The organism is Bradyrhizobium sp. PUT101 (genome assembly GCF_052043945.1).
Lineage (GTDB): Bacteria > Pseudomonadota > Alphaproteobacteria > Rhizobiales > Xanthobacteraceae > Bradyrhizobium.
In genome coordinates this window covers 6335944-6357879 of record NZ_CP197207.1, presented here as the reverse complement: position 1 = coordinate 6357879, position 21936 = coordinate 6335944, and the positions used below count along the sequence as shown (strand labels likewise).

Annotated in this window: 19 protein-coding genes; 7 read left to right on the top strand and 12 right to left on the bottom strand. The window is 64.1% G+C overall.

The annotated features are described in order from the left end of the window. Window positions 1-72: 72 nt before the first annotated feature. The 6 genes from ACSHT2_RS30430 to ACSHT2_RS30405 form a co-directional block, all read right to left on the bottom strand. The gene (locus tag ACSHT2_RS30430) at window positions 73-843 is read right to left on the bottom strand and encodes an esterase/lipase family protein (RefSeq protein ID WP_440638495.1); all 771 of its coding nucleotides are present in this window, start codon (window positions 841-843) and stop codon (window positions 73-75) included. A 203-nt stretch (window positions 844-1046) separates the two neighbouring features. Then, window positions 1047-2333, bottom strand: a complete 1287-nt coding sequence (locus ACSHT2_RS30425; RefSeq protein WP_440642967.1) for a DUF445 domain-containing protein — start codon at window positions 2331-2333, stop codon at window positions 1047-1049. Window positions 2334-2449: 116 nt separating this feature from the next. Further along, window positions 2450-2905: a phasin gene (locus tag ACSHT2_RS30420; RefSeq protein WP_440638493.1), complete on the bottom strand. Its 456-nt coding sequence runs from the start codon at window positions 2903-2905 to the stop codon at window positions 2450-2452. Between the two features lie 215 nt (window positions 2906-3120). Continuing rightward, window positions 3121-3714: a GNAT family N-acetyltransferase gene (locus ACSHT2_RS30415; protein WP_061878178.1), complete on the bottom strand. Its 594-nt coding sequence runs from the start codon at window positions 3712-3714 to the stop codon at window positions 3121-3123. Continuing rightward, a complete protein-coding gene (locus ACSHT2_RS30410) occupies window positions 3711-4793 on the bottom strand; it encodes a PHA/PHB synthase family protein (RefSeq protein ID WP_440638491.1) in 1083 nt (360 codons plus the stop codon). Before ACSHT2_RS30410 ends, ACSHT2_RS30415 begins: the two co-directional genes overlap by 4 nt. Beyond that, complete coding sequence (locus tag ACSHT2_RS30405) at window positions 4790-5170, bottom strand: hypothetical protein (protein WP_194388722.1); 381 nt, start codon at window positions 5168-5170, stop codon at window positions 4790-4792. The genes ACSHT2_RS30410 and ACSHT2_RS30405 overlap by 4 nt, the downstream gene beginning before the upstream one ends. Window positions 5171-5336: 166 nt before the next feature. Between ACSHT2_RS30405 and ACSHT2_RS30400 the strand changes: the two genes are divergently transcribed. After that, entirely contained in the window at window positions 5337-6251 is a 915-nt protein-coding gene (locus ACSHT2_RS30400) for an alpha/beta fold hydrolase (protein ID WP_440638489.1), read from the top strand. Between the two features lie 96 nt (window positions 6252-6347). Here the strand turns inward: ACSHT2_RS30400 and ACSHT2_RS30395 are convergent, their stop codons facing one another. From ACSHT2_RS30395 to ACSHT2_RS30370, 6 genes are all read right to left on the bottom strand, one after another. Next, entirely contained in the window at window positions 6348-7022 is a 675-nt protein-coding gene (locus ACSHT2_RS30395; protein WP_440638488.1) for a spermidine synthase, read from the bottom strand. Between the two features lie 54 nt (window positions 7023-7076). Further along, window positions 7077-10310, bottom strand: a complete 3234-nt coding sequence (locus tag ACSHT2_RS30390) for a bifunctional cytochrome P450/NADPH--P450 reductase (protein WP_440638486.1) — start codon at window positions 10308-10310, stop codon at window positions 7077-7079. 115 nt (window positions 10311-10425) lie between these two features. After that, entirely contained in the window at window positions 10426-11421 is a 996-nt protein-coding gene (locus tag ACSHT2_RS30385; RefSeq protein ID WP_440642966.1) for an alpha/beta fold hydrolase, read from the bottom strand. A 10-nt stretch (window positions 11422-11431) separates the two neighbouring features. Further along, window positions 11432-12982, bottom strand: coding sequence for a wax ester/triacylglycerol synthase family O-acyltransferase (locus ACSHT2_RS30380; protein ID WP_440638484.1), 1551 nt, complete (start codon window positions 12980-12982; stop codon window positions 11432-11434). A gap of 47 nt (window positions 12983-13029) precedes the next feature. Continuing rightward, on the bottom strand, window positions 13030-13830 hold the full coding sequence (locus ACSHT2_RS30375; protein ID WP_319334028.1) for an esterase/lipase family protein: 801 nt from the start codon (window positions 13828-13830) through the stop codon (window positions 13030-13032). Next, window positions 13830-14087, bottom strand: coding sequence for a DUF6489 family protein (locus ACSHT2_RS30370; protein WP_440638483.1), 258 nt, complete (start codon window positions 14085-14087; stop codon window positions 13830-13832). The genes ACSHT2_RS30375 and ACSHT2_RS30370 overlap by 1 nt, the downstream gene beginning before the upstream one ends. A 304-nt stretch (window positions 14088-14391) precedes the next feature. On the opposite strand from ACSHT2_RS30370, the gene ACSHT2_RS30365 reads away from it, so the two are divergent. From ACSHT2_RS30365 to ACSHT2_RS30340, 6 genes are all read left to right on the top strand, one after another. After that, the gene (locus ACSHT2_RS30365) at window positions 14392-15987 is read left to right on the top strand and encodes an ABC transporter substrate-binding protein (protein ID WP_440638482.1); all 1596 of its coding nucleotides are present in this window, start codon (window positions 14392-14394) and stop codon (window positions 15985-15987) included. Between the two features lie 104 nt (window positions 15988-16091). Further along, on the top strand, window positions 16092-17072 hold the full coding sequence (locus tag ACSHT2_RS30360; RefSeq protein WP_440638480.1) for an ABC transporter permease: 981 nt from the start codon (window positions 16092-16094) through the stop codon (window positions 17070-17072). 10 nt (window positions 17073-17082) lie between these two features. Beyond that, the gene (locus tag ACSHT2_RS30355; protein ID WP_440638478.1) at window positions 17083-18054 is read left to right on the top strand and encodes an ABC transporter permease; all 972 of its coding nucleotides are present in this window, start codon (window positions 17083-17085) and stop codon (window positions 18052-18054) included. 13 nt (window positions 18055-18067) lie between these two features. Next, entirely contained in the window at window positions 18068-19054 is a 987-nt protein-coding gene (locus ACSHT2_RS30350) for an ABC transporter ATP-binding protein (protein ID WP_440638476.1), read from the top strand. Beyond that, a complete protein-coding gene (locus ACSHT2_RS30345) occupies window positions 19051-20040 on the top strand; it encodes an ABC transporter ATP-binding protein (RefSeq protein WP_440638475.1) in 990 nt (329 codons plus the stop codon). The genes ACSHT2_RS30350 and ACSHT2_RS30345 overlap by 4 nt, the downstream gene beginning before the upstream one ends. 81 nt (window positions 20041-20121) lie before the next feature. Then, entirely contained in the window at window positions 20122-21927 is a 1806-nt protein-coding gene (locus tag ACSHT2_RS30340) for a gamma-glutamyltransferase family protein (protein WP_440638473.1), read from the top strand. Window positions 21928-21936 lie beyond the last annotated feature (9 nt).

The following is a 21936-nucleotide window of genomic DNA, read 5'->3' as shown; positions in this document are numbered from 1 at the left end:
GGCGTCAGCAGCTCTCACCCCTCATGGTGCGAAGCGCGGCACAGCCGCGCGTCTCGAACCATGCAAGCACGCTTACCTGTGCGGGTCGGGATAAACCACGCTGCGCCAACCGCTGCGATCGAATGGGCGCCACTGGCCCTCTTTCTGCGCGAGCCGGTCGGCTACGGCATAGACGACGGCGGGATGATGGCCCATTCCGCAATGGCTGCTCTCCACCTCGATGCTCTCGGTCTGCGCGCCCGTCTTCTCCACGCAGCCGCGCCAGGCGCAAATGCCGTCGGTACGGCTGAAGATGGCGGTGGTCGGCACCGGCGGTGGAGCGGCGAGCTCGCCGCCGAACCGCGGATCGACCTCGTCGGACTTCCGTCCGCTCGCCCATTCGTAGACGCGCCAGGCGTTGGTCGAGCGCGGATCGCCGGCGAAGGGACTGCCGAGCGTGATCACCTGGCGCACGCGCTCCGGCATCATCTTGGCGAGCTGGCGCGCATAGAGGCCGCCGAGGCTCCAGCCGACCAGGCTGATCCGGCGGCCGTGCTTGTCGCTGAGCTCCTGGACCAGGTCGACCATGGCGTCCTGCACGCCCTCGCGCAGGCCGTAATTGCGCCCCTGGCGCCAACCGCTCACCGCATAACCCTTGCTTGTCATAAACGCGCGCAGCGCGCCCGTCGACGCATCGGAAGCCACGAGGCCCGGCAGCACCAGCACCGGATGCCCATCACCGCGTGGCGCGAGGCTGAGGAGCGGCAGCGCGCCGAGGAATGCGCCGAACTCGTGAAGCGCGCGCCCCTCCAGAAACATCAGGGTACGGGACGGCGGACGCAGCGTCTGGGCGGTAGCGGTCATCGATGTTTCCCCTGGGAAAACTTCCTGGAAAGGACGCCGGCTGCGAAGCCGGCAAATGGGCATGAAATTCCAATGCACCGGCTTGTCGAACGTTCCGCAGCGCAACATGAATCAGCTAGGCGGCCGGTTCCCGACATTCAAGCGGGAGAGATGCGGGGCGGCAATAGGCCCACGCGGTAATGCTAACGGCTATGACGCAAAAGTCACAACAATCGAAGCAGGAATTCCGCGGAGTAGAGCGCGAGACCGGCGAGACCGCCGATCAGCGAACCATTGAAGCGGATGTATTGCAGGTCGCGCCCGATGTTGATTTCGATCAGCGCAATCAGCTGCGTCATGTTCCACGCCTTGACCTGATCGGAGATGAAGGTGGAGACGCCGCTCTTCTGGTCGGCAACGAAGCTGCGCAGCACCCTCACCAGGCCATTGTTGATCTCGCCACGCAGTTCGGCATCGCCGGCGAGCGCCTCGCCGGCCGCGACGAACATGCCGGCGAGATGATGCTGCAGCACCTGCGTCTCGCCGCTCGCGCTGCGCTCGATGAAGGAGCGCGTGTTGGCCCAGACGGTGCGGGCGAGTTCGACAAGCTCGGGACGCGCGAGCAGATCGCGCTTCAAGCCGTCGATGCGATCGATATAGGCTTGATCGGTGCCGAGCCGATCGACGAAGCTCAGCACCATGCGATCGAACTCGCCGCGGAACGGATGCTTGGGATCGCTGCGCACCTCATTGAAGAAAGCGGTGGCTGAGGCCACGATCTTGTTCACCAGAAACTTGTCGGCGCGATAGAGCCTGAGCAGGGTCGGCAACTCCGCGCGCACTTTCTCGCGGATCATCGCCATCGTTTCCTTCTGGTTCAGCGTCTCATGCATCATGCGCAGGAGATCGTCGAACAGGATCTGGTGCCGCCCCTCCGCCACGAAGCCGCGCAGCGTGCCGGCGGCGAGCGGCGCAAGGTCAATCGCCTGGAGCTGCGAGGACAGGCGGCGGATGATGAAGGTCATCAGGCCGGAGCTTTCCGTGGCGGAAACGGCCTCCGGCAACAGGCGCAGCGCGAAGCGCGCCAGATCGTCACTGCGCTTGCGGTCACGCAGCCAGTCCGCGACGAAGGAGCCGAAATCGATTTCCTTCAGCTTGGCCTCGACGGGGCCGGCCTCGAGGAAATGCACCTGGATGAATTCGCCGAGCTTGTCGGCGATGCGGGCCTGATTGCTCTGGATGATCGCAGTGTGCGGGATCGGCAGGCCGAGCGGCCGCTTGAACAGCGCGACCACCGCATACCAATCGGCGAGGCCACCGATGGTCGCGGCTTCCGCGAAGGCTGCGACGAAGCCGAACACGGGATGCACCGGAAGAAGCCATTTCGCGACAATGAAGAGCAGAAGCGTCGCGGCCAGCACCAGCGTCGCCAAGGTTTTCACGCGGCGCAGCTCGGCCGCGCGTTCGGCATCGCCGGGGGTATCGAAGGAGAAGGTGGCGGGTGGAGTCATCATTGCATCACACTATTCGTCATTGCGAGTCACTCCGGTGGCTCGCAATGACGATAGCGCAAAAACAAAGGCCCGCCGAAGCGGGCCTCAAATTCAGTTTCTACTCAGGCGCCAAATCAGGCGGTCTTGTTGTAGACTTTGGCGAAATTGTCCTGAGCGGACTTCGCACCGTTGGCGGCGAGCTTGCCGAGATAGTCGGCGGTCGCCTTGGCACGCGAGACGAACACTTCGCCGCGGGAGCGGAGCAGGCTCGACTGGATCTCGACGGCTTCGCTGATCGACTTTGCCGACGCGAGCTTGTCGATGCCCGAGAAGAACGCCTCGGCGTCCTCGTAGATCGCCTGCTGGATATTGCGGCTGATTTTGCCAGCCTCGGCGACGGATTCGGCCACTGCGTTCTCGACAGCGGCGGTCACCCGCTCGGAGCCGGCGAAGGCCTCGGCGGCACGGTCCTTGGCAGTGTTGGCAGTCTTCTTGACGAATTCGCGGGCGGCCTCGGGAACCTCCAGATTCTGGATGTTCTTGAAAGCGTCCTTGAAGCCCTCGAAAGCGGTGTTGGTTTCAGTGGTCATGGGGTTCTCTCCATCCTCATTGATCTGAGCTATGGCTCACCCCGTCCTCATGGGCCCGGGGCACCATCTGTATGACATAGCTAATTGTGCGTTGCAACATACTTGTTGCAACGCAACATCACGAAAATGTGATGAGCCTCAGCAAAAGGCATCATGATGCCTCTCTAGCCAAACGTTCAAGCGATCGGCCCGATTTGAATGCTGAGCGGGCGCTCTTAGTGCTGAACAGCGCCCGGCACCCCATACGCCTCCATCTGGGCCTGGACCTGCGCGATGTTGTGACCGAGCACGACGATGTCGTGGGTTTTGCCATCGACATCCCGGACATGGTCGCGCAGCAAAGCCTCGGCCTTGAAGCCGAGGCTTTCGAACAGGGCGATCGCCGCCTGCTGATCGACGGTCATCTGGACCGAGAGCTTCTCCAGGCCGGCGCCGAGCGCGAGTGCAAAGGTCTCCTGCGAGAGCGCCTTGCCCACTCCCTTGCCGCGGACATCGGGCGAGACCACCATCCGTATCTCGCCGACATGCGGCGACCAGGAATGCGGATCGCGCACCAGCGTGCCGCAACCGACCACCCTGCCCTCTCTCACCGCGAGCAGGCTCTGAATCGCGCCGCGCTCGATCTCCTTGACCCATGCCGACAGCACCTTCGGCTCGCTGATGTTGCGGGGGAGGAACAGCAGATCGTGGGTCGGCAGGCCCTTGCCGAAGGCCAGCACCGCGGCCTCGTCCGCAGGCGACATCAAGCGGATCTCGATATCGCCGGCCTCGGTCTCGACCTGACGCGGATAGGAACGCTGCTCACTCATGTCGATCTCTTTCCCAGCCAGGAATCCAGTTTCGGCCACAGCCGCTTCACCGCGTTGGCACCCGCCACGAGAGAGACGTGACCACCCTTCAGGATCACCTCCTCCTTGTCGGCGGAGCCGACCTTGGCGATCAGATGTTTGGCGGCCTCATACGGCACGATGTGGTCGTGCTCAGCGACCGCATGCAGGATCGGCACCGTGATGTCTTCCAGCTTCGCCGGCCGGCCACCAACCGACATGGTGTCGTTGAACAGCTTGTTTTCCCACATCAGGTCCTTGGTGATGGCGCGGAAATATTCGCCCGCCAGCGGCAGCGTGTCGGTCGCCCAGCGGTCGAACATGCGGTAGGACTTGACGAACTCGTCGTTCCAGATGTTCTCCCAAAGCTGGATCTGGCTCACCGTGCGCGAGGCCGGGCGCAGCATCTCGAACGAGGACAGGATCATCTCCGGCGGCACGTTTCCCACGCTGTCGACGAGTTGGTCGACGTCGAAATAGCGGCGGTCGGAGAAATTCGAGAACAGCTTCATCTCGCGGAAGTCGATCGGCGTGGTGAAGCAGATCAGGTTCTTCATCGGCCCATCATTATGGATCGAGCCGTAGAGCAGCGACAGCACGCCGCCGAAGCAATAGCCGACGACCGAGACGTCCTGCTCGCCGGAATCGGCTTGCACGCGGCGGATGCAGTCCGGGATGAAATCGAGGACATAGTCCTCCATCCGCAGGTTCTTCTCCTCCGGCCGCGGCGCGGTCCAGTCCAGCATGTAGACGTCGTAGCCGCGCCTCAGCAGGAACTCGATGAAGCTCTGGCCGGGCACGAGGTCGAGGATGTAGCCGCGGTTGGTCGTCGCCATCACGATCAGCACCGGCACGCGGTAGATCTCGTCCGACATCGGCCGGTAGTGGTAGAGGCTCATGGTTCCGCGCGAATGCAGCACATCCTTCGGTGTCGAGCCGAGCGAAGGGCCCGAGGTCGAGAAATACTCGACGCCCTTGATGCTGCGCTGGATCGCGCGCTGCACCTCGGACTGGATGCGCTCCGGGATGGACGCGAAATCAAGTCCCGCCGGCGCATTCATTTTTGGTCTCCGCCTTCGGACGGCGGACGTTTCGTGCGCGGCGGTCGCGGAGCGGCGCCGCCCTGCTGCGCACCCGAGCTGGCCGACATCTGGCTCAGCATCGACTTGATCTCGCCGAGTTGGCCTTCAATCGACTGAAGCCGCTCCGCGATACCGGTCATCTGCTCGCGGCTCGGCAGGTTCATGGAGAGCAGGTATTTCTCCATGAGATCGCCAAATTGCTTCTGAGCACCTGCAGCAACGCCGCCGGCGCGGTTCACGGCTTGCGAGAACTCGGGCGTCTCCATCGCCTTGGTCGCGAAAGAGTTGAAACCCTTCTCCATCTCGCCGACCATCTTCTGCCACAAGGCGACCGGATCGGTGATCTTGTCGGTCATCAGCGTCCTCCCATGCGGAGGGCTTCGCACCCTTCTCTTCTCGCCATACCACACCGTCACGAGATGCCGGTCAACCGGCAGGCAGCGGGCGCAGTGTCGCGCTCGCGGCTTCTTTGCGGAACGAAACCGTGCGATACAGCAACGACCAGCAGGAGGGACCGCGCCCGTGACCGCCCATCAGCCGCCCCACACCGTCCGCGCCAATGGCATCGACATCTGCTACGAGATCTTCGGCAATGACAATGCCGAGCCGCTGCTGCTGATCATGGGGCTCGGAGCGCAGATGATCCATTGGGACGACGGGTTCTGCGAGCAGCTCGCCGCGCGCGGCTTCCGCGTGATCCGCTTCGACAACAGGGACATCGGCAAGTCGAGCCATCTCACGGGCGGCAAGCGCCTGACCCCGCTCGAGCTGCTGAAGCTGCGTTTCCTCAGGATTCCCGTGGCCGCAACCTACAAGCTGATCGACATGGCCAAGGACACGGTCGGCTTGATGGAAGCGCTCGGCGTCAAGTCGGCGCATCTGGTCGGCGCCTCCATGGGCGGCATGATCGCGCAGGAGGTGGCGCTGTCGTTTCCGCATCGCCTGCGCTCGCTGACCTCCATCATGTCGACCACGGGCAATCCGCGCGTGCCGCCGCCGACACGCGAGGCCGCCGCGATGCTGATGGCGCCGCCGCCACGGAGCAAGGAGGAATTCATCGCTCGCTTCGGCCAGACCTGGAAAGTCTTGCGCGCCGGGTCCTTTCCGGAAGAGGAAGCACTCGACCTTGACCGTGCCGAGCGCGTATTCGCGCGCGGGCTCAATCCGGCCGGCGTTGGTCGGCAGCTCCGCGCCGTGCTGGCCTCCGGCAGCCGCAAGGGTCGCCTGCATAGCGTGAAGACACCGACGCTGGTGATCCATGGCACGGTCGATCCGCTGGTTCATCCCGAAGGCGGCAAGGACACGGCAGCGTCAATCCCGAATGCCAAGCTGTTGATGATCGAAGGCATGGGTCACGCCCTGCCGATGCGCTTCTGGCCCGAGATCATCGGCGCCATCGACAAGCATGCGCACGGCGCGGCGGCGCAGGCCGCCTGAAGCGCGATGCGTTTAGAATGATCGTCATCGCGCTTCAGGTTGTTGTTTAAGCATGATCTTTTCGGAAAACCGCTGCGCACTTTTCCGGATCACGCTTTAGTTCTTCCGCGCGATCCAGATCACGTGGCGCGCGCCGCCGCCTCTGCCAGTGGCGCGGACGTTCACCTCGTTGACGTCGAAGCCGGCGGTACGGAGCCGCTTGGTGAAGGCCGGGTTCGGGCCCGACGACCACACGGCGAGCACGCCGCCAGGACGCAGCGCTGTCTTGGCCGTCTTCAACCCGCTCGCATCATAGAGCGCATCGTTGCCTTTCCGCGTCAGCCCTTCCGGCCCGTTGTCGACGTCGAGGAGGATGGCATCGAAGGCGGACCGCTTTGCCCGGATAATTTCGCCGACGTCGGTCTCCAGGATGCTGACCCTGGCATCATCGAGACTGTCGCCGAAGACCTCCGCCATCGGGCCCCGCGCCCAGGCGACGACCGCGGGCACGAGTTCGGAGACCACGATCTTCGCCTTAGCTCCAAGCACGGCCAGCGCCGCCCGCAGCGTAAAACCCATGCCGAGGCCGCCGATGAGGACGACGGGCTTTGCAACCTTCTCGATCTGCTTCGCCGCGAGCGTCGCCAGCGCGGCCTCGGAGCCCGACAGGCGATTGTTCATCAGCTCATTGGTGCCGAGCTTGATCGAAAACTCCTTGCCCCGCCTCATCAGGCGGAGCTTTTCGTCGGAGCCGGGGATTTCTGCGGTGTCGATCTTTTCCCAGGGAATCATGGGAGACGTTTAACATGATTTGCTGCGCAGGCTCGTAGCCCGGATGAACTCCGCCTACCCGCCCGCCCAGACGTCCAGCACATACCGATTCTTAGCGCCCATCTCCTCGATCCACCGGGCACTCGCGGCCGCGTCGCTCCCGCTCTTCTCGCGATGGATCGCGACCAGCGCTGCCTTCACGTCGGGCTCCATCCTGCCACCATCGCCGCAGACATAGATGATGGCGCCCTGCTCGATCAGCGGCCAGACCCTGTCCTTCTGCGCGGCGAGCACATGCTGCACATAGGTCTTCGGCCCGTCCGCGCGCGAGAATGCCGTGAAGAGCTCGGCGATGCCACCTACCGCCAGTGCCTTCAGCTCGTCGGCATAGAGAAAATCCTGGTCGGGATGGCGACAGCCGAAGAACAGCATGGCCGGCCCGAGGACGGCACCCTTCGCCTTGCACGCGGCGCGCTCCTGAAGGAAGCCGCGGAACGGCGCAAGCCCCGTACCTGGGCCGATCATGATGATCGGCACGGATGAATCATCGGGCAGCCGGAAGCCCGCCTTGGTCTCGCGCACCGTCGCGTAGATCACATCGCCCGCACGTCGGTTGCCGAGGTAGTTCGAGCAGATGCCTTTGTAGACACCACGGCCAGAGGCGGCCGGCCCCTCGACCACGCCGACCGTGATGCTGCAACGCGCCGGATCGACCGACGGCGAGGAGGAGATCGAGTAGTAGCGCGGCGCCAGCAGCGAAAGCATCTCGAGATAGACGTGGAACGGCAGCTCGCAGGCTGGATAGTCCAGCAGCAGGTCGAACACCGATTTGCGTTTGGCCAATATCTCGCTGCGGTAGCGCTCGAGCGGCTCAGCCTCCTCGCCGACGAAGGCCAATAGCTTCGGCTTGGTGACAGGGCAGCGGGTGTGCTCGGCCATGATCTGGATCTGCTTGCGCGTCGCGACCTGCTGCAGCTCGACAAACTCGCTGAGCAGGCGGCCGACCGACACCGCTTCGCCGACCGGCAATTGCGCACGACGGCCTTCGGCGACCTGCAATCTGATCTGGTCGGCCGGCAGGAAACCGAAGCGGCGGGCCACCGAATCCACCAGCGTCGGATCGTTGCGCGGAACCACACTCAAATGATCTCCGACGCGGTAGGTGACGTTGGACGGCAACTGCACCTCGATGTGGCGTGTCGAGCGCTCCGAGGGATTGGGGCCACTCTTGTTCTGGAGCTCGTCATTGACCAGCACCTTCATCGCCGCAGCGCCGCCCTGGGCGACGATGGCGTTGACGGCGGTCACGGCCACCGGCTCGATCGCGTAGAGCGGATCATCCTCCGCCGTGCGGGTGAAATTCCAGTCGATACCGAACTCCTTGGTCGCGACCTGGGCCGCCGCCGGGAACCATTTCCGAAACTGGCCGTCGAGATCGCTACGCGCATCGCCCTCGCCGCGCGGATAGACCGCGCGCGCACCATGGGCCGACAATTGCTCGTCGATGAAGCGCGGCACCGACTGGTAGGTCGCGGCCCAATCGCTGTTGCCGCAGCCGAACACGGCGTAGCGCACGCCGGCAAAGGCATCCTTCGGCAAGTCGCTGCCAAGCCATTTGACGAACTGCGTCGCATTGTCAGGCGGCGCGCCGTTGTAGGAGGCGCAGATGACTAGCACGCCGCCCTCTTGCGGCAACCTGCCGACATAGTCGTCGAGCGGGCCGAGATGCACGGCGAAACCGTTGATCTCCGCAAGGTCGGCCATGCGCGTGGCAAGCTCCTCGGCGGTGCCGAGATTGGAGCCGTAGAGCACCAGCATCGGCGTGTTATGGCCGGGCCGCGTCGTCGGCTGCCGCGGGGCCTTTGGCGCCGGGGCCGCGGCGACAGGACCGCCATAGGCGCCGCGCTCGCGATCGGCACGCGGACGCACCTTGATCTTGAAGCCTTCCGGCTTCATCGTCAGCGTTTCCTTCAGATGCATCTGGTAGCGCTGGTGGTCGATCAGCCTGAAGCGCTGCAGGATCATGCCGAGTGCGAGCGCAGCCTCGTGCATGGCAAAGCCACGGCCGATGCAGGCGCGCTGGCCGTTGCCGAACGGCTTCCACGCATTGATCGGCCGCTTGGCCTCCGCCTCGCGGCTGAAATTCTCGGGATCGAACGCGTCCGGATTCGGCCCCCAGACAGAGGGATCGCGATGCAGCGCGGTCACCAGGATGGTGGTGAAGGTGCCCTTCCTGAGCTTGTACTTGCCGCCACCGATGGTCTCGTCCTTGAGCGGCGAGATGCCGTAGGCCGGCGCCGGCGGCCACAGCCGCAGCGCCTCTTTCAGGATCTGCGTGATATAGGTGAGCTGCGTCACTTGCTGATAGGTCGGCTTCGCATTGACATCGGGGCCGAAGACGCGATCGACCTCGTCATAGGCCTTCTTGAGAATGTCGGGGTGCTTGAGCAGCGCATAGAGCGTGTAGGACAACAGGCCGCTGGTGGTCTCGTGGCCCGCGATCAGGAACGTGTTGATCTGGTAGCGGATGTTGACGTCGTCGAGCTGCTCGCCGGTCGCGCGGTCGACGCCGGTCATCATCGCGGCGAGCATGTCCTTCTTGTCGTCGATGCCCTCCGCGATCTTGCGACGCTCGGCGATGATCTCGTCGACCATCTTGTTCATGAAGGCGACGTCTTCGGCGAGCGTCTTGCGGCGCTTCTGCATCCAGAGCTGCTCGAACGGCAGGCCGCGCGTCATCATGATGGTTTCGAGCGAGCGCACCAGCGATTCGACGAAGGGATGGTAGTCACGCCGGTAGAACGAATTGAAGCGATAGTCGAAGCCGCACAGGCCGATCGTGTCCAGCGTCAGCGCGGTCATGTCGTGGACGACGTCGATCTCGTCATCGGCGTTGAGCCGCTCCCATTTCTGGACCAGCTGCTCGGCGATATCGACCATGCTGCCGTGGTAGGACTGCATGGCGCGGTTGCCGAACGGCTGAAGCAGGATGTTGTGCGCCTTGCTCCAATTCGGCTCGTTGGTATCAGCCGTGAAAAGGCCGTCGCCGCCGACCGCGCGCACGCGCCGCAGCGCACCGCGCACCGTCTTGTCGAACCGCTTCTCGTCGGAGAGCTCGTCGACGAGATCGTGGCCGGAGACGACGACGATCGGCGAGCCCATCATGTCCAGCCAGAAGATCGACCCCAGCTCCTTCGCAAGCCGCGTCAGGTGCTGCACGGGCGCAGACGAATCCAGCGACAGCATGTTGCCGACCACCGGCTTGGTCGGCGGATGCGGGATCGGGTCCAGACGGTTCTTGGATGACATGAAAAGTGCTTCCCCCTCGCCCTGCGTCATTCCGGGATGGTCCGAAGGACCAGGCCCGGAATCTCGAGATCCCGGGTTCGATGCTATGCATCGCCCCGGGATGACGACTGCGTCGTCACCCAAACCGCCTTCTACGCCATTCGATCAGCTTGGCGCTGACCTCTTCCGGCTTCTCCTGCTGCGTCCAATGGCCGCTGTCCTTCACGAGATACTTCTCGAGATCGGCGATCAGCTGCTCCATACCATCGGCCGCCGAGGGCGGCAGCACGGCATCGTTCTCGGCCATGATCATCAATGACGGGAGGTGGATGTGATGATCCAATCCCTTCGCGCGCTCCCAATTGCGCGTGAAATTGCGATACCAGTTGATGCCGCCGGTGAAGCCGGTTTTCGTGAACGTGTCGACGAACACTTTCTTCTCCTCCGCCGACAGGATCGGGGTGCGCGGATCGAGCTTGGCATCATAGGCTGCGATCATCTGCGGAAATGCCAGATTGGTCTTTGACGAGGCGCCGACGCCGCCGATCGGCGGCTCCTCCGGTTTCGCCGCGGGCCGCGGCAGCGGCTTGCGCATGAAGGCATCGAACGTCTGCTCGACACGGCTGCCAAAGATCCTGTCCGGCTCGCGGGCGGGGTCCTGGAACTGGACGATGTACATCTGATCGCCGAAGCGCTGGCGAAACAGGGCAATGGGGTCGATCGGCGCGCGGTCCCAGTGCGGCGTGTTGACGCCGACGACGCCGGCGACGCGCGAGGGGTGACGCAGCGGCATCTGCCAGACCACGAAGCCACCCCAGTCATGGCCGACGAAGATCGCCTTGTCGATGTTCAGGTGATCGAGCAGACCGACGAGATCGCCGGTCAGATGCTCCATGTCATAGGCTTCGACCGGTTCGGGCCGCTCGGTCGCGCCATAGCCGCGCTGGTCCGGCGCGATCACGCGGATGCCGGCCTCGCTCAGCGCCTTGATCTGATGACGCCAGGAGAAGGCGAGCTCCGGCCAGCCGTGACAGAGCACGAGCGGCGGTTTGTCATCGGCCGGGCCTGCCTCGTAATAGCCCATGCGGATTCCGTTCGTCTGCGCGAACTTGAGCGGCGGCATTTCAATCATCATGACTTCCCTATTCCGCCGCGCCCTTGATGTCGGCGGCCGGCGGCGCATACGCCGCCTCCAGCGCGGCAAACTCCTCAGGCAGCATATCGCACATCACCTGCACATGCGGAATGATGTTGGCGCCGACGATGAAACCGAAATCCAGTTGGTCGCGATAGCTCTGCACGGTGATGTTGAGCGCCTGCCCGTGCGTCGAGATCGAGACCGGGAAGATGTGCAATAGCTCGGCGCCGGCCGCATAGAGCGTCTGCCGCGGCCCGGGCACGTTGGACACCGTGATGTTGGCGGCCGGCGGAAGCACGTCGGAGAGATTCGATCGGCTGTAGAGCAGCGCCAGGATCTGCACCATGATCGGCGCCCCGAGCATCGAGACGTTGGAGACCTGGGGCATCAGCGCGCGCAAGGGATGCGACATCTCCTTGGACTTGGTCGATTGCGCGATGATCGCCTCCAGCCGCGCCTTGGGATCCTCGATATTGGTCGCGATCGCGCAGATCATGCCGAACACCTGGTTGTTGGCCTCGGTGTTGCCCTCCTCGCGCAACGAGATCGGGACGGCGGCGGTCAGCGATTTCGTAGGCAGCGTGCCGTATTGCCGGAGATAGCGGCGGACCACGCCGGAGGCGAGCGCCAGCACGACGTCGTTGAGCTTGCCGCCGGCCTGTTTGGCCAGCGCCTTCGCCCGCGACAGCGAGATCGAAACGCCGGCAAAGCTGCGCTCGGATGAGATCGTCTTGTTGAGCATGGTCGGCGGCGACACCATGCTGGCGAGGCTCTCGCGCGACTTGGGATCGGCGACCTTGCCGAGCACGTCGGAGACGCTCTTGAGCACGGCCGGGATGTTGCCGGCGAAGCGCACCGCACTCTCGATCTGGTACATCGCATTGTCGAACAGGATCGAGCCGATGTCACTCTTGCCAGTGCGCGGCAATTGCAGGTTCTTCGCCGCCGCCGAGGCATCGAGCGGCTGGCTGAACAACTGCTGATAGGAATCGAGCAGGTTCGCGGCGATGTCGCGCGGCTCCTGTCCGGGTTTCGCTCCTGCCGTCGGCGGATCGACCTTCCGCGGGATCGGCGAGATATCGTAGATCATGTTGGTCAGCGCAGCGCCCGCGCCGCCATCGATCGCGGCATGATGCATCTTGGAATAAAGTCCGACCTCATTGTCCTTCATGCCTTCGAACACGTAGAACTCCCAGAGCGGGCGGGCGCGGTTCAAGAGCTTGGCGTGCATCCAGCCGACGATGCGTTCGAGCGTGGCGCGGTCGCGCGGTTGCGGCAGGCTGGCGCGAAAAATGTGACGATCGATGTCGAACTGATCATCCTCGACCCAGGATGGATGATCGATGTCGAGCGGCGCCTTCTCCAGCCGTGCCTTGAGGATCGGCGCGATGTGCAGGCGCGAGAGGATCATCGCCTTGAAGTCTTCGAAGAAGTCGCCCTTGTAGTCGTCGGGCAGGCGAAAGATCGCCATGCTGCCGACATGCATCGGCATTTCAGGCGTTTCCAGATAGAGAAACGACGCGTCCAGCGACGACAGCTTCTTCCCGTCTGCCATGGTTCCCTCCCGCAAGATTTGACGGGCGCCTTAGGCGGCGCTTCTCATCAGGCGGATACTGCCTGTTCCGGCGGGGCATATGCAATGGCAAACGGCCCTGCCCGGTCAAATGGCCGGAATTCCCCCTCCGGTTGCGCCAGGCGATCCGCCACGGCCCACAGCGCCGCGGGGTTGACCCCGAGCCCGATATGGCTCGCCAGGTGCACCTCGATGTTCTCGGCACGCGCGGAGGGACGAAGCAGACAGGTCCGCCAGTTCACCACACCATCGGCGCGCGAATAGATCGACGTCGTCGGCACCGGCAGGTCGCCTGCAATCGCCTCGCGCGCTTCGGCAAAATCCTCGACCCGCTCGCCGGACAGCGCTTCGTAAAGCCGCGTCGCGTTGGTCGCCCGCACGTCGTTCGCAAAAGGGCTGCCGAGCGTGATGACGTAGCGGACCTTGTCGGGTGCCCAAAGCGCGAGATCGCGGGCATAGACGCCGCCGAGGCTCCACCCGACCAGGCTGACCTTGCGTCCGCTCGCGGCATGGATTTCGGTCAGGCGGGTGCGCAGCGAATCCCGCATCCGCCCGAGCCCGCCGAGATTGCGGCCCATCCGCCAGGCATGTGCCTCATAACCGAGCTCGCTGAGATAGCGCCGCATCGGCACCATCGAGAGGTCGCTGGCGAGAAAGCCCGGCAGCGCCAGCACCGGATGGCCGTCGCCCCTCGGCGCGCGCATAAGGAGCGGCGACAGCAGCAGGCTCGCATTCAATTCGAACAGTCCACGGGCTTCGGCCAGCAGCAGGCCGAGACCTGGCGGACGAAGCCGGCCCGACTCCAGCGGCCCGTCCGGCCCGGGCGACATTATTTCTTCTTGTCGCCGCTGCGAGAGCCGCCGAGGCCGGCCATCGTGACGAACATGTCCTGAAACCGCTCGGCGATCTTGGGATCGAAGGTGAACCAGCTCTGGATCAGGGATTCAGGCGACACCTTGTCGATGTTGCTGAGGACCTGCTGCTGCAACTTGTCCATCACCGCCGTCTGCATCGGCGCCACGTCCGGCAGACCGAAAAACTGGCGGGCCTCGAGGGGGGTGCAGTCGATTTCGATGTTAACCTTCATGTCCCCTCCAGATGAGATTCGAGCGGCCTGTCGGAGTATCGCCGCGAGTTGTGGTGCAACGCAAGCGACCTGATGCCGGCGCGACATGCCCCGTCCTGCAATCAGCCGGTATGGTCAACCAAAGTCGGAAGGCACGGTCCTCCATGCCTGGCGACACGGTCAGCATTGCTGCACAGCGGTGCAACTTGGCGCGTTCCTTGCTGGAATGGCGCTTGCACGGGTCGAGAACTCTGGGCAACATGGATTAGTCAACCCCGCCGAACAATCAAAAATCACCGGCGTGGCAGTGCGGAGAGGGTCAAGAATGTCAATCGGTCAAAGTCTGTTTGCGGCGACGCTCGCCGGTACGCTTGCGTTGGCAATCTCGCCGGCGTCAAGCCAGACGCTACGTTATGCCAACCAGGGCGACCTGAAGTCGCTCGATCCCTATACCCTGAACGAGAGCACCACCCACGCCCATCTTGGCCACGTCTATCAGGGCCTCACCGCGCGCGACAAGGACCTCAAGATCATTCCGGCACTGGCGGAAAGCTGGGAAACGCCGGAGCCGACCCGCTGGCGCTTCCATTTGCGCAAGGGCGTGAAATTCCACAACGGCGATCCCTTCACCGCCGACGACGTGCTGTTCTCGGCCGACCGCGTCCGCAAGAAGGGGTCAAACATGCAGACCCGACTTGCGCCCGACGTCAAGGTGGTCAAGGTCGACGACTACACCGTCGATTTCATCCTGCCCTCGCCCAATCCCATCCTGCATTCGTCGTGGGATGTCTGGTACATCATGGACAAGAAATGGGCCGAGCAGAACAACGTCGTCGATCCGACGCCGGTGGCGGCGACCACGCCGAGCTACGCCTCGCTGCACGAGAACGGCACTGGCCCCTTCATCATCGAAAGCCATCAACCAGGCGTAAAGACGGTGTTCAAGGCCAATCCCAATTACTGGGGCAAGGTCGAAGGGAACTTGAAGGAGATCATCTTCACCCCGATTGCTTCCGACGCCACCCGCGTCGCCGCGCTGCTCTCGGGCGAAGTCGACGTCATCGAGCCGGTGCCGATCCAGGACATCTCCCGCGTCGATTCCAGCCCGAATGCCCAGGTGCTGAAGGGGCCGGAGCTCCGCACGATCTTCATCGGCTTCGACCAGACCCGCGACGAGTTGCTCTACTCCAACATCAAGGGCAAGAACCCATTCAAGGACGCCCGCGTCCGCGAAGCCTTCTACAAGGCAATCGACATCGAGCTGATCAAGACGCGCGTGATGCGCGGCCTGTCGACGCCGTCGGCGCTGATGATCGCGCCGGAACTGTTCGCACTGTCCAAGGAGTTCACGCGGCCGAAATTCGATCCTGAGGGCGCAAAGAAGCTCCTGACCGAAGCCGGTTACCCCGACGGATTCGAGGTCACCATGGATTGCCCGAACGATCGTTACGTCAACGACGCCGCGATCTGCCAGGCCGTCGTCGGCATGCTTGCCCGCATCGGCGTCAAGATCAACCTGCTGGCGCAGCCGAAGGCGCAATACTTCGCCAAGGTCCTGAAGCAAGGCGGCTACCAGACCTCGTTCTACCTGCTGGGCTGGACGCCGAGCACCATGGATTCCCATAACGTGCTCTACGACATCATGGGGTGCCGTAACGATGCGAAATCCTCGCGGGGCGAGGCGAATCTCGGCGGCTATTGCAACAAAGAGTTCGACGCCATCACCGACAAGGTGCTGATCGAAACCGACACCGCCAAGCGCAACCAGCTGATCAAGCAGGCCTACGAAATCGGCATCAAGGACTGGGCCTACATTCCGCTGCACCAGCAGGCGCTGGCCTGGGGCGTATCGAAGAAGGTCAACCTGCCGCAGCGCGCCGACAATCTGGTCATGTTCCACTGGGCGACCAAGAAGGAATAGCGTCAGTCGAACACAAGGTCCCGGCCGCGTGAGGCGTCCGGGACCATTCCTTTTCCGGCTGACAAAGATGTCGGCCGCACGCACACCCAAGGACGGTGGAAGGCATGCTCGCTTTCACTCTTCGCCGCGCCGTTCAGGCCATCGGCGTCATGTTCGCCGTCGGCATCATCGCGTTCTCGATGTTCCGCTTCGCCGGCGACCCGGTCAACCAGATCGTCTCGATCGACACTTCGGCGGCCGAGCGGGCGATCGTGCGCAAATCGCTCGGCCTCGACGATCCCGTGCCGGTGCAGTTCGTGCGCTATTTCGCCGATGCCGCGCAGTTCAAGTTCGGCGTCTCCTACCAGTTCCGCCAGCCAGTCTCGGCGCTGTTGATGGAGCGCATGCCCGCGACACTGGAGCTTGCGATCTGCGCGACGATCTTCGCGATGGTGTTCGGCATCCTGATGGGCGTCTATTCGGCGCTCAAACGCGACACTGTTCTGGCAAAACTATTCCAGGCCGTTTCGCTGATCGGCATCTCGCTGCCGACTTTCCTGATCGGCATTCTCCTGATCTATCTGTTCGCGGTGACATTGGGCTGGTTGCCCTCGTTCGGCCGCGGCGAGGTGGTCAAGCTCGGCTGGTGGACGACGGGCCTGCTGACGCTGTCCGGACTGAAGGCACTGATCATGCCCTCGATCACACTCGGCCTGTTCCAGATGACCCTGATCATGCGGCTGGTACGCGCGGAGATGCTGGAAGTGCTGCGGACCGACTATATCCGCTTCGCCCGCGCGAGGGGGCTGACCACCCGTGCCATCCATTTTGGCCATGCGCTGAAGAACACGCTGATTCCGGTGATCACGGTGGCCGGACTTCAGTTTGGCTCGGTTATTGCATTTTCCATCATCACCGAAACCGTGTTCCAGTGGCCGGGCATGGGACTTCTATTCGTCCAGGCCGTGCAAAATGTCGATATCCCGATCATGGCCGCCTACCTGCTGATGGTCTCGCTGATCTTCGTCACCATCAATCTGGTGGTCGACATTCTCTATACCGTGGTCGATCCGCGCCTGCGCTCGACCGTCGGTCGCGCCGCATAAGGCAGCCTGCATGTCCGACGCAGTCGTCTCCAATTCCGACAAGCAGGGCGCGCAGCCGACGCATGCCGCCCAGAGCTGGCTCACCCGCGCGCTCGATAGCGATCTCTTCTATTCGTTCCGGCGCTCCAAGCTCACCATGGTGGCGGCGACCATCACGGTCGTGTTCTTTCTGCTGGCGATCTTTGCATCCGTGCTTGCGGTGCAGAACCCGTTCGATCCGGCGCAACTGCAATTGATGAATTCGCGGATCTCGCCACTGTGGACCACCGACGGTCAGAGCCCGTTCCTGCTCGGCACCGACGAGCAGGGCCGCGATGTGTTCTCTGCCATACTCTATGGCATGCGCATCTCGCTCGCCGTCGGCGTCGCCGGCGTGATCTTCGCCGGCGCGCTCGGCATCGGGCTCGGCCTGATCGCCGGCTATTTCGGCGGCGCAATCGACAGCGTGATCATGCGGATCGCCGACGTGCAACTCACCTTCCCCGCCATCCTCATCGCGCTGCTGGTCAACGGCATCGCGAAATCGATCCTCGGCAACCGGCTCGATGCCACCAGCATGCTTGTCGTGCTGGTGATCTCGATCGGCCTGAGCTTCTGGGTGGGGTACGCGCGGACGGTGCGCGGCTCCGTGATGGTCGAGAAAAGCAAGGACTACGTGGCTGCCGCGCAGCTGATCGGCCTGCCTGCGCCGAAGATCATGCTGCGGCATGTGCTGCCGAACACGATGGGTCCGATCCTGGTCATTGCCACGATCAACCTCGCACTCGCCATCATCACCGAGGCGACGCTCTCCTTCCTCGGCGTCGGCCTGCCCGACACCATGCCATCTCTCGGCACGCTGATCCGCATCGGCAACAATTACCTGTTCGCCGGCGAATGGTGGATCGTCGCCTTCCCCGGTCTTGCGCTCGCCGCATTGATCCTCTCGATCAACCTGCTCGGCGACTGGCTGCGCGACGCGCTCAACCCGAAGCTTCGATGAGTACGCCTCGCCCATGATCGAACCCGTTCTCTCCGTGCGCAACCTCCAGGTGGAGTTCGCCTCCCGCCGCGGCACGCTGCGCGCCATCGACGACGTCTCCTTCGATATCGCCAAGGGCGAGGTGCTCGGCGTCGTCGGCGAATCCGGCGCCGGCAAGTCCGTCACCGGCCTCTCGGTGATCGGCCTGATCGATCCGCCTGGCCGCATTGCCGGCGGCGAGATTCGTCTCGCGGGCCTGCGCATCGACAATCTGCCGCCGGAGCAGATGCGCCGTATCAGGGGCAAGCGCATCGGGATGATCTTCCAGGACCCGCTCACCTCGCTCAATCCGCTGTACAAGGTCGGCGACCAGATCGTGGAGACGATCCGGACTCACCTCAATCTGTCGGAGCGGTCGGCGCGGCGCCGCGCCATCGACCTGCTCGCCGAGGTCGGCATTCCCGCACCCGAAAAGCGGATCGACGGCTATCCCCACGAATTCTCCGGCGGCATGCGCCAGCGCGTGGTGATTGCGCTCGCGATCTGCGCCGAGCCGGAGTTGATCATCGCGGACGAGCCGACCACCGCGCTCGACGTTTCCGTGCAGGCCCAGATCATCTCGCTGATCAAGCGGCTCGGGCGTGACCATGGCACCGCAGTAATGCTGGTGACTCACGACATGGGCGTGATCGCGGAGACCTCGGACCGCGTCGCGGTGATGTATGCCGGCCGCATCGCGGAGATCGGCCCGGTGCAGGATGTCGTGAGGAACCCGCTGCATCCCTACGCAAGGGGCCTGATGGGCGCGATCCCGACGCTTGCGGGCGAGGACAAGCGCCTCGTGCAGATTCCCGGCTCTATGCCGCGGCTGTCGGCGATCCCGCGCGGCTGCTCGTTCAATCCGCGCTGCGCCTTCGCCTTCGATCGCTGCCGCGTCGAGCGGCCGGAGCCGCTGCCGCGCGGCGCGCAATCGGTCGCCTGCCATCTCTATGACAATGTGCCGGCGGAGAGCGCGGCATGAGCGTTCCCTTCGTCCAGGCCACAAATCTGCGCCGCGTTTTCGACGTCTCAAAGCCCTGGCTCAACCGCGTGCTCGAAGGTGGCCACCTCGAATATCTCAAGGCGGTGGATGGCGTCACTTTCGACATCAAGAAGGGCGAGACGTTCGCTCTGGTCGGCGAGTCCGGCTCCGGCAAGACCACGGTGGCTCGGATGGTCGTCGGCCTCCTGCCGCCGAGTTCCGGCGACGTCCTGATCGACGGCGTCTCGATGACCGATCCGCGGCAGGCGCCGGCGCGGCGCAAGCTGCGCCGCCGCATCCAGATGATCTTCCAGGATCCCTATGCAAGCCTGAACCCGCGCTTCCGCGTGGATGCCATCATTTCCGAGCCGATCCGTGCCTTCGACCTGATCCAGGGCGAGCGTGACATCCAGGCCCGCGTCGGCGAGTTGCTCAGCCTCGTCGGCCTGCATCCCGACGACCGCCTGAAGTTTCCGCATGAGTTTTCCGGCGGCCAGCGCCAGCGTATCGCGATCGCGCGCGCGCTCGCCTCCGATGCCGAGTTCATCGTGTGCGACGAGCCGACCTCCGCGCTCGACGTCTCGGTGCAGGCGCAGATCCTGAACCTGATGCGAGACCTCCAGGACAAGTTCGGCCTGACCTACATGTTCATCAGCCACAACCTCGCCGTGGTCCGCCACATGGCGAGCCGCGTCGGCGTGATGTATCTCGGCCGCATCGTCGAGATCGCGGAAGGACGCGAGTTGTTTACCCGCCCGCGCATGCCCTACACCAAGATGCTGCTGGGCGCGGTGCCCGATCTTGCCATGAGCGGCCGCCAGCGCATTCCGGTCAAGGGCGAGATCCCGAACCCGATCAATCCGCCCCCCGGATGCGCCTTCAATCCACGCTGTCCACTCGCGTTCGATCTCTGCCGCAAGGAGACCCCGGAACTGATCGACGGCGTCGCCTGCCACGCCGTCAACACCGCGCCGGTCCCGGCGTGACGCGCGCGTGCCATGCAGCCTGTGCATTTGGCGACGGCGTGGCCCTGTGATCAATTGCGCGCGCCGCAAATGGGGTAGCCTATGACCAGCAAGATCAATCCCGATCCATTCACGACGAGGCCCGAGATCGAAGGCACATTCGGGGTCGTCGCCACCACGCACTGGATTGCGACCGCCGTGGGCATGGCTATCCTGGAAAAGGGCGGGAATGCCTTCGATGCCGGCGTTGCGACCGCCTTCACGCTCCAGGTGGTCGAACCTCATCTGAACGGTCCCGGCGGCGACGTACCCGTCATCGTCCATGACGTGAAGCGCGGCCGCACCGAGGTGATCTGCGGTCAGGGCCCTGCCCCCGCGCGCGCCACCATCGCACATTACAAGAGCGAAGGTCTCGACATGGTGCCCGGCACCGGCCTGCTCGCGGCCTGCGTTCCCGGCACTTTCGAATCCTGGATGATGCTGCTGCGCGACTACGGCACGATGCGCGTGCGCGACGTGCTGGAGCCCGCGATCTCCTACGCCCGCGACGGCTATCCGTTGGTCGAACGCGCCTGCGCGACGATCCAGACCGTCGAGCAGTTGTTCCGCAAGCATTGGCCGACCTCGGCCGCGGTGTATCTTCCCAACGGCGAAGTGCCGAAGCCCGGCACGCTCTTCACCAACAAGACGCTGGCCGCAACCTACGCCCGCATCCTCGGCGAAGCCGAGAGCGGCGGGGGCGGCCGCGACGCCGAAATCGAGCGCGCGCGCAAAGCCTGGTCGCAAGGCTTCGTCGCGGAGGCCATCGACAAATTCTGCCGGACGCAGGAGGTGATGGACGTCAGCGGCTCCCCGCACCGCGGCGTCCTTTCCGCCGACGACATGGCGCGCTGGCAGCCGACGGTCGAGGCACCGCTCACTTACGACTATGGCCGGTACACCGTCTGCAAGGCCGGTGTCTGGAGCCAGGGCCCCGTCACGCTCCAGCAACTTGCGCTACTCAAGGGCTTTGCGCTCGACGGGCTCGATCCGACCGGACCGGAGTTCATCCATCTCCAGATCGAATGCGCCAAGCTCGCCTTCGCCGACCGCGAGAAATTCTATGGCGATCCCAAGTTCAACGAGATTCCGATCGGGACGCTGTTGTCGGATGCCTACAATGACGAGCGGCGCAAGCTCATCACCGACAGGGCTTCGCTCGATCTCCTCCCCGGCTCGGTCCAAGGCTTTGGCGGCGAGGTCAAGCTGCGCCGCGCCGAGGGCCAGCGCGAGGCCGTCGGTGCGCTCGGTGCCGGCGAACCGACGGTCGGGCGCTTCGGCGAGGTGCGCGGTGACACCGTGCATTTCGACATCATCGACAAGGCCGGCAACATGGTGTCCTCGACACCATCGGGCGGATGGCTGCAATCCTCGCCAATCATTCCGGAGCTCGGCTTCTGCCTCGGCAGCCGCGCCCAGATGTTCTGGCTGGAGGAAGGGCATCCCGCCGCGCTCGCTCCGGGCAAGCGGCCACGCACGACGCTGTCGCCGACCATGGCATTGCGCGATGGCGAGCCGTACCTCGCCTGGGGCTCGCCCGGCGGCGACCAGCAGGACCAGTGGATCACGCAGTTCTTCCTGCGCCACGTTCATTGCAATCTGAATCTCCAGGAGGCAATCGACGCGCCGGCCTGGCACTCCGAGCACTTCCCGATCTCCTTCTGGCCGCGCACCGCGCGCCCCGGCGTGCTCGTGGTCGAGAACCGCGTGCCGAAGGCGACGATCGAGAACCTGCGCGAGCGCGGTCATATCGTCGAGGTCGGTCCCGACTGGTCGGAAGGCCGCCTCACCGCGGCCTCGCGCGTCGGCGTGCGCCGCCGCGCCGCCGCCAATCCGCGCGGCATGCAGGGCTACGCCGCAGGACGATAGAAGGCAGCA